7 protein-coding genes and 1 pseudogene are annotated in these 16046 nt (G+C 31.6%); 3 read left to right on the top strand and 5 right to left on the bottom strand.

The window, feature by feature from the left end; all coding sequences use genetic code 11:
* Positions 1 to 157: 157 nt before the first annotated feature.
* The gene (locus tag TERY_RS06950) at positions 158 to 637 is read right to left on the bottom strand and encodes a type II RES/Xre toxin-antitoxin system antitoxin (RefSeq protein ID WP_011611164.1); all 480 of its coding nucleotides are present in this window, start codon (positions 635 to 637) and stop codon (positions 158 to 160) included.
* 486 nt (positions 638 to 1123) lie between these two features.
* Positions 1124 to 1450 (bottom strand): hypothetical protein, encoded by a 327-nt coding sequence (locus TERY_RS06945; RefSeq protein ID WP_011611163.1) that lies wholly within the window; start codon positions 1448 to 1450, stop codon positions 1124 to 1126.
* 408 nt (positions 1451 to 1858) lie between these two features.
* On the opposite strand from TERY_RS06945, the gene TERY_RS24965 reads away from it, so the two are divergent.
* Complete coding sequence (locus TERY_RS24965) at positions 1859 to 2596, top strand: hypothetical protein (RefSeq protein ID WP_011611162.1); 738 nt, start codon at positions 1859 to 1861, stop codon at positions 2594 to 2596.
* Positions 2597 to 2982: 386 nt separating this feature from the next.
* Here the strand turns inward: TERY_RS24965 and TERY_RS06935 are convergent, their stop codons facing one another.
* On the bottom strand, positions 2983 to 4443 hold the full coding sequence (locus TERY_RS06935; RefSeq protein WP_011611161.1) for a tetratricopeptide repeat protein: 1461 nt from the start codon (positions 4441 to 4443) through the stop codon (positions 2983 to 2985).
* 2248 nt (positions 4444 to 6691) lie between these two features.
* On the opposite strand from TERY_RS06935, the gene TERY_RS24960 reads away from it, so the two are divergent.
* Positions 6692 to 10321 carry a chromosome segregation ATPase-like protein gene (locus tag TERY_RS24960; RefSeq protein WP_011611160.1) on the top strand — a complete coding sequence of 1210 codons (3630 nt, stop codon included), beginning with the start codon at positions 6692 to 6694 and terminating at the stop codon, positions 10319 to 10321.
* A 657-nt stretch (positions 10322 to 10978) separates the two neighbouring features.
* Positions 10979 to 13936: a class I SAM-dependent methyltransferase gene (locus tag TERY_RS30180; protein ID WP_011611159.1), complete on the top strand. Its 2958-nt coding sequence runs from the start codon at positions 10979 to 10981 to the stop codon at positions 13934 to 13936.
* Positions 13937 to 14057: 121 nt separating this feature from the next.
* Here TERY_RS30180 and TERY_RS06920 read toward each other — a convergent pair whose 3' ends face one another.
* Both TERY_RS06920 and TERY_RS06915 read right to left on the bottom strand, forming a co-directional pair.
* Positions 14058 to 14720 (bottom strand): hypothetical protein, encoded by a 663-nt coding sequence (locus TERY_RS06920; protein WP_011611158.1) that lies wholly within the window; start codon positions 14718 to 14720, stop codon positions 14058 to 14060.
* Positions 14721 to 14943: 223 nt separating this feature from the next.
* Positions 14944 to 15508: pseudogene (locus TERY_RS06915) on the bottom strand (Uma2 family endonuclease).
* Between the last annotated feature and the right edge of the window lie 538 nt (positions 15509 to 16046).

Genomic DNA, 16046 nt, shown 5'->3' with positions numbered 1-16046 from the left:
AAAAGCTATCTGTTAGTAGTTTTAACCTGCCTGTTTTTATTTCTTTATTGATGAAAAAAAAATTAGGTATTTAGCCTCTGGCTGTAGCTAGAGGTATTGATAACTAATAACTGAGATGACCAATAGGTATTAGCCATTAAGAATTCATCATTAATCATTAGCTATATACTCCATACTCTATTTTATTTAAAAGTTGATATACTTGTTGTGTACCTGCATCTGTATCTAATAGTTCTATAGGAGTTTTTCCAGCTAAGGCACGGTTTGGTTTTTTTAACCAATCTCTTGCTGTTTCCACATTTTCAAATACATCTAATGTGTGTGCAAAAGTTCTAGCAATGCGATAAAGTCTATCTGACTCGGAAAGATCGAGAGGTTTCTGATCTTTCTTACGTCTAGATATAGTCCGTTCGGAAGTTGCTAATAAGCCTGCCATTTGTGACTCGGAAATGCCACAATATTCTGCTACTTTCATTACAGAAATTATTGAAAATCCTTGACGAATTATACTGACTATTTGCAGTTCTTGGGGTAATTCCAAAACATTTTTAGGTATTCTGTCAAGTCCTAAAATTTGATAAATTCTAGGAATGGGTTGAGTTTCTGAATTCTGAGAAACTTGATTTGGGAATAACATCTGGACATCCTCTAACAGTCACCCGTCTAATATTATAGCGTCAGATGTCTTAAAATTTACAAGTTTTATATTTATTTGAGAGTAAATAGTTTAGGATACAATGAAACTATAATGATTATGGCCATTATAAACTGTTAAAACATCTGTAAAGTTGACAATATTAGAGACCAGATGCAAAAAACAGCAGAATCAGGAATATCAAAAGAAGTAAAAATATGAAGCCGTTAGAAAACATTTTCCTTATTAGTTAATTTGTGGGTTCTGGAACATTTGACCTTTTTATATTACTTAATTTAATAACTGAAGTTTTCCAAGAGTATAGCATTACTTATATAAATTAGTATTAACTGCATAGCCAATATGCAACGGTAGTTAATGTATTGGCGCAAGCTACTGAAACTAAATAATTAACATCAAAAGCAGCAGTACAGGTAATAAGTAAATATTACTACCTGCAATAAAACTGTTTTTTTCAGTATAATTTTCTTAGTTTCTGATGAATGTTTTACTTCTGGCATCTTCTATTGCATTAATTTTAGCCTTAAGTAAAGATAAGTCTGTTGTTACAAATGTTTTCTTAGTAACTAGATCGTAAGCTTCCCACTCTTGGGGAAAGTCTATATCTTGCCAAATAAACCAATCTCGGTAGATTTCACCTTCGTCAATATCACCACACAAAGCTAACCAATCATCTCCATCAAAATTGTCTACTGTTGATGCTATTAAATCAAGCCATGCAATAGTGACAGAACTATCTGTATTAAAAAAGGAAGACTGAGGGTTGAGTTGCTGGAAGTACCGGTTAGATGTCATTGCTAAATTCCTTGGTTAACTCTATGGTTGAACTGTACAAACTTTTGCCTCTAAAAAGTTATAGGTATATGCCACTAACCTAATCACAACATATTAGATATTAGGTATATCTCGTCTTTTACTGCTAATCTCGGAAAGCAGGATGATTTTAAAGGTAGACACTTAACAAACTGACACTAATATCACGAAGATAGCAACCCTTTCAGGATTTTAAAGGAGTTAAGCACACTCTCAAGAATTTGAGTAAAAAATTCTTATAAGTTTCATCAAATCAGGGTTTGAGCAAATTTTGAGTTAAAAAGTACAAAGTACATTGAAAAATTTTTAACTCCCTAAAATTCTCCACAGTCTTTAAGCCTCAAAGGATATCTTGATAATTAAGAACAATGATTTTTGAGGTATAAATAAATGGTCAATGTCAATAATATTAAAACAAATATAGTGGCGATCGCCGCAGTTGCCCTGAGTATTTTTAGCACTCCCCTGGCACTTGCGGAAAACTACACTAGAGAATTTGACGAACAAGGGTATTTACGTCAAAATCCTGATGTAGCAAAGTTAGTAAGTCAAGGGAAATACCGCTCTGGTTATGAACATTATGTCAGATCTGGGCAATATGAAAATCGCTCTGGTGCTTTCAAAACATTCGCAGAACTTGAATATTTGCGACAAAACCCTGATGTAGTAGATGCTTTACGCCGTGGTAAATTTAAGTCTGCTTACGATCATTATCTCAAACATGGTCAATATGAAAACCGTTCTGGTGCTTCTTACTCAAAATACCCATCACAACCTCAAGCATTAAATGATTATTATAACCAATCTTTTATGACTCAGAATAATAGGAATTGTGAAGGCATAAACTATAATTTATCTCAGGAAGCATTTTTCCAAACAGAGAATCGAACTATCCATATTTGTCGATATCAAAATAGCAATAAATTAGTTTTGTTTGAACGAATAAATGGAGATAATTCTGGTTGGATAAATTTTCCTGTAAAATTTGCTGATAATGGTTTTGCTAATCCTAGTATGGGTTATTTTATTAATGATAATGAATTTATTCGTAGACGAGGAAATCAAATGCTTGATAGAGAAAAAGTTGTAACTAAATTGAGATATAATTACCGTAAAGTATATCCTTAAATTTACCAGCTATTTCCTATTGTTCAATAAGTAAAAATTTAAAGGTTTTAACAAGAGTAAAATAACTAAACAAGAAACAGGACTTATTTTCATAATTATTGTTTTAAAAATCACTAATTTTGCCTCATTAACCTATTTTTGTATTTGCATAAATTAAGTACTTTTGAAATCAAAAATCAGAAGTAAAAATTAGGAAAAATTGAAATAGTTCCTGATCACTATTTTACCCTCACGAAATGAAAAAAAACAGTGACGACCCAGGAAGCTAACTGATAACTAAAATTACTTTCCTAGGTCATGCTGTCTATTTATATACTCTAGGGAAAGGAGTACAGCAATCAAAGTTTTTGTTAGATATTTTATAAGTGAAAAAAATATTAGTTAAGTTACTTTGATTTTACTTGTAGTTTTTCTAAAGCTTGATGGGCGCTAGATAAATCCGGTTTAAGCTGAATTGCTTTTTCTAGGGAAGATATTGCTTCTTCATCTAAACCTAAGTATGATAAAGCTATGCCTAAATGATAATATACAACACCTGAATTTGGGTTAAGTTTAATTGCCTGACGATAAGGAGCGACAGCTTCATCCCACCTTTCTGAAGTAGCCAAAGCATACCCTAATTTATGATGTAAATCAGCAGCAGTAGGATTAAGACTTACCACTCGACGATAAGCAGAAATAGCCTCATTAGCAAATCCTTGTTTTTCCATCATTTCTGCCAATTTAAGATGAGACTCTATAGTAGTTTTATTCTTTTCTTGTCTTCTTGTCAATGCTTCCTGTAGATGTTGGTTAAACTTTTGATTGTCTGGCTTAATTTTCACAGCTTTCTGATAACAATCTATAGCTTCTTCCCACTTTTGTATTTCTGTTAGTGCTTCTCCTAACTGGTCATAAACTACTGCAGAATTAGGATTAATTATGAGAACTTCACGATATTCTTTTACAGCTTCCTCCCACTGTTTTATTTGGGCTAAAGCATAAGCTAATTGATGATGAATTATTGCAGAATTAGGATTAAATTCAAGTCCATTTTTATAGGCAGCAACCGCTTCTTCCCAACGTTGTAATTGTGCTAAAGCTGCTCCTAAATGATGATAGACTTCTGCATTTTTAAAATTTAGAGAAATAGCTTGCAATAAGCTATCAATAGCTTCTTCCCACTTTTGTAACTTAGTAAAACCTAAGCCAATGTAATAGTAAGCTTCAGCTAAGTTTGGGTTTAATTCAAGAGCGTGATGGCAAGAATTGATTGCTTTTTCTATTTGACCAGCGTTTTGTAGAACTTTAGCTAAACCTAAATGATATTCTGATAAATAGGGATTAATTCCAATAGCTTGATTAAAACTTTCTATGGCTTCATCATACTGTTTTTTACATGCTAATACTTCACCTAAATATTGATAAGTTAAAATTGCATTTGGGTCTATTTCAATAGCGCGACGATAAGTAACTATCGCCTCATCAAATAATCCTTTTTTTGACAAAGCTAAGCCTAAACTATGATGAAAATTGGAAAAATCTGGATTAAGTTCAATAGCTTGACGTAGATAAATAACTGCTTCATCAAACCTCTCAAGTTTAATCAGAATTTCTCCTAAATTATAGTAAGACCAGGGATAATTTTTCTGTAGTTGAATTCCTTGATAATAGATATTTGCTGCCTCTTCTAAATTTCCCTGTAAACTGAGAGCTTCTCCTAGGTTTTGATGACCTACTGCTGATTTGGGGTTAAGTTTAATGACTTGGCGATAAGCATCAGCAGCTTCAGGGAAGTTACCTTGCCTTAATAATTTATTCCCAATATGAAGATAGTTAACACTGGTTTCTGTTGCTGTTGTTGTCATTGTTATATAGAGTTTCCTGTATTTGATAATTGAGGGTGGAATAATATTACTTATTAATAATATTCTACACTATTTGCTAGTTGTAAATATGTCAGGATATTGTTGCTAAATTCATTCCATTTTCAGGAGGTAAGGTACAAAATTACTACTTGTTTACCGAAAAATTAGATTTAAAGCCTCGCCCATAAGCGTGCGATTTTTTAGTTGTTTTTTTTGAAAACATTATGTTAGTTCTGTTAATTAATTAGTAGCGAGCGGGCAGTCATCAGACAAAAAACGGACTTATTAGGCAAACACAAGACTAGGGTAATGTTTCGTGCTCGCGACTAGAATTGTAGCAGCCAATAGAGTGGGAAGTTTTACTAAGTGCAAAAGGTTAACCCCCCAGGAGATGCGGCTCGCAAGAAGCCCCGCGCACCTAACAGCTAAGGAGGATGTTAAGAATGCCTACTACTTGAGCAGACTAATTCTGCTAATAGCTTGAGATAAAATGAAATTTATATGAGGTAGTTAGCATTATAGAATAAATGTTATACTGTGTCAGATACTTAGTTTAATATTTTTAAATTTACCAAAAAAGTGGATTTCAAGCTTCCCTCTTATAAGGGAGTTTAATTACTTACAAAAATTCTTTATTGTTCAGTTAATTCGATAACAAATTCTGGCAAATTATCTATTACTTGAAATTTAATTTTCCCTTGTGTTATTGCATATTACCTGAATTTAATCTGGCTATTATCATATGTTATTATATTATATTGATTATTTTTAAGATGTTTCTCTAATGCGTATATATGATTTATGTTATGATATAGGTACGGTCAATCAGGGGAAATATTAAAGCAACATATCAATACAGAATATATCTGAACAATATTACCCATAAAGTTTTAAGTCAATTATTTGGTTGTGTAATAAAGGTAAGGATAGATTTTATAGATAAATTATATAGATAATTTATCTATAATTTGCCACAAGTTGATTTTATATACTTCTGATAATTATCAAAATTAGAATAATCTAAAAGGAAGATAAAAATTATAGTTTTCTGAGTAATAATATGAAGAATATAGCTAAAAACTGAGTGATTATATTATGTAAATTGAGGGGCTCAATATAATCTTTAATCTCAAAATATACTGAAATTTTATGACAGTCCTTTTTTATCTAATCAGGGTTATATTATGATACGTATATTTTATATCGAAATATCACCTAGTATCAGGAATAGCTTTAATTTGAGAGAAAGGGATATTTAGAATATGTTAAGCAGGACAACATATGCATAATTCTAATTACAGTTATTCTATAGCTAATAGTATTTATGGTTCCCAGTTTCATAAAAATTAAACTAATTGTTCTGATTATAGCTTGAGAAAAAGATGTTTTATTTAAACGATTTTGTCAAAAAGATGGAATTAAGATATAAGCAAATTAAGATGGCCCAATTTTAGTTTATTAGTCTGAAATGTCTGTGTTGAAGTAGGGCATAAGAATAAATATAGTTGTTATTATTTAATTCTGTTTTCTATCTCAATTCTCGGATAATATTTCTCTGTATAAAATTAAGAAAGAGTGATTATTTGCAGGTAAAGAGGTAATAATATGACGCATTTTTAAGCATCAATTACAATAACAAACTTTTGTAATAAATTTTTTTTGAGGAATCCATGAATTTTAATTTTTCTAGGATTAAAGAAGGAAACTAATTAGCTTTAATTTTTGTCAAAAAAAATAATTTTTCTACCCTAAAATATAATTGATTGATGATTTTGAGTAGTAGCAGATTAATATACTATTGACGATAAGATGTGATAAATCTGGATTAAGTAATCATATAAAATTATACATCATCTCTAGAGGTGGTTTTATGTAAGTTGTGATCTAGTGAAATATTCCTTTAGAGGTATGATATCTTTCTAAAATGGGAATTTAAAATTGGTTGACAAATATACATAAATAATGGTAACAAGATAAAATAAATATAGAACACCTAACTTAGATAAAAATAAAGCAAACTCTTGGGATTACTTTATGTTTCTATGGAATGCTATGGAAGGGTTATTAATTATTTGAAAAAAGGTTAAAATTAAATTATATACTAAATAAGTAAGTACACAAAATTAATTACAATTACACATTTATATAAGGAAATTATTTGCATTATAAAAATTGCAGAGAATTAGAATAGGTAAATGGTTTTATGTAAGTACTTACTAATATTCAGCAATACATAATCAAAATAAACATGATGCATAGAACAGAAAAATCAACTCTAATTATTAGCAGTATGCACCGTTCGGGAAGTTCCTTAACAGCTTCTATCCTCCAAAGTGCAGGTTTGCACATAGGCCGGAAATTAATGAAGGGAAATGAATACAATACTAAAGGAGATTTTGAAAATTTAGACTTCTATGAATTTCATAAAAATGTATTACAATCCCAAGGTATAGATGAGGATGGGTGGACTTTACAAGAAAAAATAGATGTAGAAGAAAGCTTTCAAGAAAAAGCTAGAGAAATTATTGCCAAAAACTCAATAAGTGAAAATTGGGGATGGAAAGAACCCCGGACAACTTTATTCCTAGATTTTTGGTCATACCTACTACCAAATGCTAAATTTATATTGATTTATCGGTCTCCTTGGGAAGTAGTTAATTCTCTGTATAATCAGCAATATCAGATATTTCAAAACCAGCCAGAACTAGCCATAAAATTATGGTTACACTACAACCAAAAAATTATTGATTTTTATAATTATGCTGCTGATCGTTGCCTGTTGACAAATATTCAAACAATAATTAATAGTCAAGAAGTATTTATCGAAAAAATAAATCAAAAATTTAAGACAAATTTTAATTATCCTGTTGTAAATAATTATGATCCATTATTATTTAATAATCGAGTATCAACAGAAAGTCATAGACCTACTATCATAGATTATTACTTTCCTGAAGCTATAGAAATGTATCAGGAGTTAGAAGCAAGATCATGGAAAGCAGAAGATGAAACACTAGACTTTTCTTGGCAAGAAAAAATTAAATCATCTCCCTATAGAAATTGGGCATTTCAAGATTGGATGAATTTATCGAGCTTAGGAAAACAAAATAAAATTCTGCTAGTAGAACTAGAAAAGTATAAAAATCAAGACGAAAAAAGTCAGTTAGAATTAACAGAAGTAAAGTCTCAGTTAATACAAATACAAGATGAGTTAGAAAAATATATTACTCAACTAGATGGTACAGAGGCGAAATTATCAGAATCTCAACAACAACTCCACAACAAAGAAAAAGTATACGAAAAAAGTCAGTTAGAGTTAACAGAAGTAAAGTCTCAGTTGACAAAAACACAAGATGATTTAGAAAAATATGTTTCTCAACTAAATGGTACAGAGGCGAAATTATCAGAATCTCAACAACAACTCCACAACAAAGAAAAAGTATACGAAAAAAGTCAGTTAGAGTTAACAGAAGTAAAGTCTCAGTTGACAAAAACACAAGATGATTTAGAAAAATATGTTTCTCAACTAAATGGTACAGAGGCGAAATTATCAGAATCTCAACAACAACTCCACAACAAAGAAAAAGTATTAGAAAAAACACAGGATGAGTTTCAAAAAGTTCAACAGATTCAAACTAAATTTGACCAAACTAAAAATGAATTAGCTACTGCTAAATCCCAGTTAAATGAAACTAAAACTGAACTCATACAATGTCAGTCAGAGCTAAAGGAAAAAGAAGGTGAATTACAAAAATATCAAGGGACACAAAAAGAGTTGCTAGAAACACAATCTAAGCTAGATGAAACTCAAGGGGAATTAGTACAATATCAGTCACAATTGCATCAAAATCTAGAAGAATTAGAAAAAAATATATGTAAACTTCAGGAAGCAGAATTAGCATGGAAAGAATTGAAATTTCAGCTAGAAACTAATGAAGAATTATTGGATAAATTTAAATTTCAAGATAAACAAAATCAAGCGGAATTAGGACAAACAAAACATAGTCTGTACGAGACTAAAATTAAATTAAAAACTAGCCAAAATCAGCTACACAAAACTCAAGAATTTTGGGAATCTTCTCAATCACAATTAGTAGCAAAAGAGGTAGTTTTAAAAAAATATCAGCAAGATTTACAAGATGCAGAAAAAGCATTAGAAGATACTTATTCACAACTTCAACGAACTCAGATAGAATTAGGAGTAACAAGACAGAATTTGTCGGAAAGTAAAGGTGAATTATTCATTTATAAATATCAGCTACATCAAAGTCAGGAAGAGTGGGAAAAATATCAGTCTCAGTTAGCAGGAACTGAGGTTCTGTTGGAAGAATATCACTCTCAGCTAAAACAGGCTACAGAACAAAAACAGCAAACTCAGTCTAAGTTAACAGAAACTGAGGCAATATTGCAGGCAAAAGAGGCAGAGTTAACAGAATCTAATTCTGAGCTAGAAAAGATTAAACTAGAATTAGAAAGGTCTGGATCTGACTTACAAAAAACTCACCAAGAAGTAGAAAAAAATCAATCTCAGCTAAAACAGGCTGAAGAACAAAAACAGCAAACTCAGTCTAAGTTAACAGAAACTGAGGCAATATTGCAGGCAAAAGAGGCAGAGTTAACAGAATCTAATTCTGAGCTAGAAAAGATTAAACTAGAATTAGAAAGGTCTGGATCTGACTTGCAAAAAACTCACCAAGAATTACAACAAATTCAATCTCAACTGAATCAAACTCAAGCAGATTTAACAGAATCTAATTCTCAACTAAAAGACAAAGAAACAAGATGGGAAAAGTCAGAAGCAGAATTAAAAGAAATTCAAAAAAGTCAAAACAAATGGGAAATATCAAAGTCTGAGTTACATAAAACTAAACAAGAGTTGAAGCGATCGCAACTACAAAATCAAGAACTTCAAATAGAGTTAGTAGAGTCTAATTCTCAACTTCAGCAGACAAAAACAGAATTAGTAGAGTCTAATTCTCAACTTCAGCAGACAAAAACAGAATTAGTAGAGTCTAATTCTCAACTTCAGCAGACAAAAACAGAATTAGTAGAGTCTAATTCTCAACTTCAGCAGACAAAAACAGAATTAGTAGAGTCTAATTCTCAACTTCAGCAGACAAAAACAGAATTAGTAGAGTCTAATTCTCAACTTCAGCAGACAAAAACAGAATTAGTAGAGTCTAATTCTCAACTTCAGCAGACAAAAACAGAATTAGTAGAGTCTAACTCTCAACTTCAGCAGACAAAAACAGAATTAGTAGAGTCTAATTCTCAACTTCAGCAGACAGAAACACTCTTGCAAAAATCTAATTCTCAATCACAACAAACAAAATCCTTATTAATAGAGTTTAAAACTCAACTACATCAAACTGATGAAGAACGGGAAAATATGCAAATACAGCTACAAGAAACTCAGGCAGTATTGCAAGAAATTCAGACTCAATGGCGGAAAACAGAAATATTATTGCAACAGTCCCAATCTCAACAACAAAATGTGCAGAAAGAATTAGTAGGAACTAAGTCTCAACTAATAGAAACCAAGTCGGAGTTAGAGAAATTGCAATATCAGCAAGCTATTTTGAGAGATTTAAAATCAGAGGGTAAAACAGAATATAAATTGTTAGTATGGGAAGCATGGTATGCTTATCAAAATAATAATTTAGCTGAGATGCAAGAGCGCCTTCAGAAGTCCTTGAAATATACAGAAATTTCTCGCACAGAAGTAGTTATGGATTGGTTAGATAGGTTTGCTAATTTCTTTCAGGAAAAAGGTCTAGAGTTTGATAGTGAAAAACTTACAAGTTATGAAGAATGGCAAAATCTGATGAAACGCACTATGAGAATTCAACAAAAGGTTTTGGTAAGTAATGATAAATAAGTTTCTAGAAGACAGAATTAATTAAATTTAACTATGGTTAAAATATAAAAATTACTAAAAATAAAGATATTAGATATAGTTAGAGTTGAACCTGATGATTGTGAATTATTATTCGGTTATGGTTTTGAAAAATCTTAGTAATAAAATAATCTTGATGGTTCAGAAATAGACTTTTTTTGTAGGATAATAGGTAAAAAATATGGTTGTTAAGTTATAATTATGTTAATAATGAAAGGATTTTATAAAAGGTTTATCTTGATGAATTACCTACATATTTGGATTGGATTTATTCAGATGTTGCAGAGGTAAAAAAAGTAGTTTTGTCGTAATTATGGATTTATTGGAGTTGCTATAAACTGATTAGTGATTATTACAAGCTTGGTTAGCAGACGAAAGTAAATTTTTGATAGGTATGGTTAAATCATAGGTGAGAATATTTACCTATGGGTTCAAAACCAATTGTCTTGAGAAAAGAGAATAAGTCTCTAATTAACTGAGAATAAATAAAAGCTTGATTTAGAGGAATAGTGTATTTTTTGAAAAATATAGGATGATTTCAAACAAGTTGGAGTAAAATCAAGAATGGTGATAGTAAATTTTATTTTATCGACTAGATTATAGTTTGATTTATATTAATAATTAAAGGAAAATAAGTTAATGGTAATAGCAATAGAAAAAGAATTAGAGGAAACTAAAGTCAAGTGGCAACAAACTCAGGAAGAGTTGGACAAAACTAAGTCAGAGTTGCATGATGTAAGGGAGGAGTTGGAGCGATCGCAATCTCAATTAGATGAGGTATTGGGAGAGTTGGAGCAAACCCACTTTGAGTTACATCAGTTCAAAGAAAAAGGACAGCAACATCAATCTGAAGCCAATGGACAAGTTAAGCAGGAGTTGGCAGAAACTAAGGCCAAGTTGCAGGAGACAGAAAAGTTGTTGCAGGAGTCCCAGTCTCAAAAAGAAACAGAAGAATTTAAGGCCAAATGGCAAGAAACTCAGCAAAAGTTGGACAAAACTAAGTCAGAGTTCCATGATGTGAGGGAAGAGTTGGAGCGATCGCAATCTCAATTAGATGAGGTATTGGGAGAGTTGGAGCAAACCCACTTTGAGTTACATCAGTTCAAAGAAAAAGGACAGCAACATCAATCTGAAGCCAATGGACAAGTTAAGCAGGAGTTGGCAGAAACTAAGGCCAAGTTGCAGGAGACTGAACAATTGCTAGAGGAGTCCCAGTCCCAGTTAGGTGAAATGATGGGAGTGTTAGAGGAGTATAAGTCTCAAATGGAGCAGACCATGGGGGCATTGGAGGAGTCCCAAGGGAAGTTGCAGCAGAAGCATGAAGAGCTGGAGCAGGTTAAGGGGGAGTTAGCAGAGAAGCAGTTGGGAGTAGAGTCAGAGTTGCACAAAGAGTTAGAGGAAACTAAGTCTCAGTGGCGAGAGACTGAGGAATTGTTGGAGAAATATCAGTCTCAGTTGGAGGAGACAATGGCAACATTGGAAGAGTCTTTGTCCCAACTAGATAGTAATCAGAAAGAGTTAGAACAGACTAAATTTGAGTTACACCAAGTTCAACAAACTGCAAAAAAAACACAGCCATCTGGTTTTTTATACCAAAAGATAATATCTATAGACTCTAGCTGTCAAGAAGCTCATCAAAAAATTCAAGAACTATCTAAGACAAATAAAGAACAGATAGATTATAGTGACGAATCCCGATTATTCAAAATTAACAATGCAGTTGTTAAACCAATTGAAATTAAGAGCAATTACGAATGGATGGGAGGTGTTTGTTTTCCAGAGAATATGCCTGGAGTTTTTCGTCATCGACGCTCAGGGAAATTAGTAGGTAAAAATGAACCTATATACATAGATAGACCAGAAATTGTCGATAATTCCAAAGAAGTAAATGTCATTGATAATAGTAAAAATCAAACCTATAGTTCAAATTTTTATCAAGGTACATACATTTATGCAGGACCTTTAATATTTCATTTTGGACATGTTCTCACAGAAAGTATCCATCGCATTTGGGCATTCAATCCCAAATTACATGATGGTTTAGTTTTTGCTTTACCTGTAGGGAGCAATTCAGCTTCATTTAATCCTCCTCAATGGTTAATTCAAATCTTAAAAATTTTCAACATTTCTCTTGAAAAGTGCATTTTTGTGATATATAACTGCACTTTTGAAAATTTGATTATTCCAGAACCAGGTAGCGAGCTGTCAGTAGGAGTCAAGGAATGGTATTGCTCATATCTAGAGAGACTACAGCAGAGAATTTTGGAGATGACTAATCAACTTAGAAAAGAGAAACAAGATTTAAAACTCTTTTTTGGTAGGTCTCATATTTTGCTTCGTGGGGGAGTAGCTGGGGAAAAATATTTGGAGAATTGTTTGTTGAATGAGGGTTATGTTTCTATCCAGCCGGAAAATTACAATATTCTAGAACAGTTATCTTATTTAATAAGTGCAAAAAAAATTATATTTGTGGAAGGAAGTGCTATATATCTGTTAGAGTTTCTGAGTTATTTAGAGGCAGATATTGTATGTATTCCCAGAAGAGGAAATAACGTTAATTTTTATCCACATATTTATAATAAGTGTTCAAATTATATTATAGCTGGGGGTGTAGATAATGCTATGAGATTAGGAGCTTATAATACTAAAGATGCGCCATATTCAATTTCCATAGCCAAAAATCCTTTTCAAATAGTTGAATCTCTGAGAAACCAAAATTTTGCTATCTTAGAAAACTGGAGAGAAGATGATTTCTTAGCTCAAGAAAATTCTGATGTAATGGCCTATATAGATAGAGGATCTAAGTTATTAAAGAATCAAAATAAAGTTTATTGTTTGGCTGTAAAAGAAAAGTATTTAAAGATGCGAACTACATTAAAAGATAACTCCATTTCTAATATTTTTGAAAGTAAAGAGATTACAACCAGAGATGGTCGTCTTAACCAACTTGCTACTATAAATGAATCATTTAGATATCTAGAAATAGGTGTATCTGAAGGTAAAACCTTTAATGCAATTAATATCAAATCTAAAGTAGCTGTAGATCCAAAATTTCAGTTTAATACAGGCGAATATGCTACTGAAAATATTAATTTTCTTGAAGTTGCTAGTGATGATTTTTTTAGGAATTACGCTCAGGAATATACTCCATTTGACCTTATTTACTTAGACGGTCTTCACACCTTTGAACAAAGTTTTCGTGACTTTTGTGCATCTATTGCTTGCTCACATTTAAAGACTATCTGGCTAATTGATGATACTTTTCCTGGAAGCTATGCTCAAGCTCAATCATCACATCAACGTTGCATATCTTTAAAAAAGGTTTCGGGGGAAAAAAATAAAAGCTGGATGGGTGATGTCTTTAAAGTTATTGCAGCTATTCATGATTTTTTCCCTCAGTATAGTTTTGCTCACTTTCCCCATCATGGTCAAACAGTTGTATGGAGTAAGTGGAGAGAAAATTTTAGACCTAAATGGAATTGCTTAGAAACTATTAGTCGCTTAGAGTATTCAGATTTTCTCGAACTACAAACCAGTTTATTTAAGAGAGAACCATACGAAAATATTTTTGAACGTATAAAAAAGGATTTGAATTAATCATAACTTTATTTGATATGTAGTTATGATTCTCTGTGACTTGGTTCAACTTAACTTGAGTTTTAGACTTAGCTAGTACTAACTATAAATTAACCCGAGAAAAATTAGATTATAACATTAATTAATGACCAGATCTAACATAACTTATATAAGATTTATCTAGTAATTTCTGATAAGATGAAGCACTAGATTCTGAACGACCATCCCCGCGTGTACCTTCTACAATCCAAACATTAGGATATCCATTATCAACTCGATAATTTCCATGACGTTCGATACCTTGCAAACTTGAATGTTCACTTTTTCCATATTCACAAAATACAACTTTTTGCCATCCTAAATTATCCAGTAAAGATTGCAAAAAATCTTTTGAATAAATAAATTGATGACCCCACCCGTGAAAAGCACGATTCATCGAAAATGTAGAATCAATCCGTCTTTGTGGATTAGTTTCTGACAAGTTAAAATGAGTAGAAAGTACCCATTCTATGGAAGGAGTAGAAAGTCGAATTACTCCACCAGGTTTCAGGCTTTTCCAAACATTATTCAGGAAAGCGATCGCTCCTTCCAGACTTAAATGTTCGAGAAAATGTTCCCCATACACATATTCCAAACCATTAAAAGGCCAAGGTTTAGTCACATCCATCACTTGATCAATACCAGGAAAAGGTCGAATATCCACATTCCACCAGTCGTCCATGATATTATGGGGGCCACAACCCACTTGAACTTTTTTAATGCCGTTATAATTATGAGGACTTAAGCGTAACTGTTTTACTGACATCTATGAAATATTTGTATCCTAATTTTTTTCAATACTAATACACCTTGATAACTAGTAAGTAAAAGACACCAATAAACCTCACTATGTAACGAAATTTTGATGCAGTCTAAAGCCAAGAGAGTTGCTTCCTTTCACTCTGTTGGAGTCTCTGAGTACAAATGTTGTAAATTTTCCCAACAACTCTATTATTTTGTATAATTTTTTCCGTTTTGCCTGCCCTATACTAAAGCTCTAATATCAAACCAGGTAATACATCTTCCCCTAATAAATTTGTGGGAAAATCTAGTATTTCTACTTCTTTTCCTTGACGATAAATTTCCACACGATGATTTTTATTATCAATTAGCCAGCCTAATTTTACTCCTCCATCCATATATTCCAGCATTTTATTTTGAACATCCTTTAAACTATCAGATGGTGACATTAATTCTAATACAAAATCTGGGGCAATAGGAGGAAATTTTTCTCTTTGTTGGGGAGTTAATTGATTCCATCTTTCTAATTTAACCCAGGATACATCGGGAGAACGATTAGAATTATTGGGAAGTTTGAAACAGGTCGAAGAGTCGAATCACTATTCCTAGTTTTGTTTGACGGTTCCATATTACAAAATCAGCAATAATAGAAGCATTTTGTTTTCCTATTTCTCCTCCTGTGGGCGACATAATTGTTATTTCCCCCCTGATATTACGTTCAAATTTAATTTCGGGATTATCTCGACATAATTGATAGAATTGGTCATCAGTTAGTCTGAGAATATTGTTAAATTTGATGGTTATAGCTGTCATATTTTTGCCATAATAAATAAATTTTATTACTAGATTTTATAGTACAATAAAGCTCAATTAAGCTTTTTTTTTGAAAGTAAACTTGCCAATATTTAGCCATAATTGCTATTAGTTTATTTCCTGCTATCCTCCTCCAAATAAATGAAAAAAGTTCAATTTTTACTCCAAATACTTAATTATTATATACAAAAAAAAAGGATACAATTATGTTTTTTAGTACTAATAATTACTTTATAAACTAATTTATATCTGTCTGTTTATTAAAAAGCTTTTCCATTCAGAATAATTTTTGCTAATTTTATTGACTATATTTTTACTAATTTACCAGCTTCCTTATCTTCTGCCAATTTATAAGCTAAATATAATTGCATCAAAATATTATAGATGACAAATAAACTGGCAGATTCAGATATTCTTAAAATAGCTTCAGAGGCTAACTTTTTTGCATAATTATATTTGGCATTTATTTAGACAAAAATATTTTGATATAGGTCAACCTCAGTTAGTTTTATTAAGGTTGTTATTTCTGTTTCACTAA

This window comes from Trichodesmium erythraeum IMS101, assembly GCF_000014265.1.
Lineage (GTDB): Bacteria > Cyanobacteriota > Cyanobacteriia > Cyanobacteriales > Microcoleaceae > Trichodesmium > Trichodesmium erythraeum.
This window is presented reverse-complemented; position numbering and strand designations above follow the sequence as displayed.

What these genes read in the sequence shown, in the direction of transcription:
- TERY_RS06950 (WP_011611164.1), bottom strand. Translation starts at nt 637, where the DNA reads ATGTTATTCCCAAATCAAGTTTCTCAGAATTCAGAAACTCAACCCATT.
- TERY_RS06945 (WP_011611163.1), bottom strand. Translation starts at nt 1,450, where the DNA reads ATGACATCTAACCGGTACTTCCAGCAACTCAACCCTCAGTCTTCCTTT.
- TERY_RS24965 (WP_011611162.1), top strand. Translation starts at nt 1,859, where the DNA reads ATGGTCAATGTCAATAATATTAAAACAAATATAGTGGCGATCGCCGCA.
- TERY_RS06935 (WP_011611161.1), bottom strand. Translation starts at nt 4,443, where the DNA reads ATGACAACAACAGCAACAGAAACCAGTGTTAACTATCTTCATATTGGG.
- TERY_RS24960 (WP_011611160.1), top strand. Translation starts at nt 6,692, where the DNA reads ATGATGCATAGAACAGAAAAATCAACTCTAATTATTAGCAGTATGCAC.
- TERY_RS06920 (WP_011611158.1), bottom strand. Translation starts at nt 14,720, where the DNA reads ATGTCAGTAAAACAGTTACGCTTAAGTCCTCATAATTATAACGGCATT.
- TERY_RS30180 (WP_011611159.1), top strand. Translation starts at nt 10,979, where the DNA reads ATGGTAATAGCAATAGAAAAAGAATTAGAGGAAACTAAAGTCAAGTGG.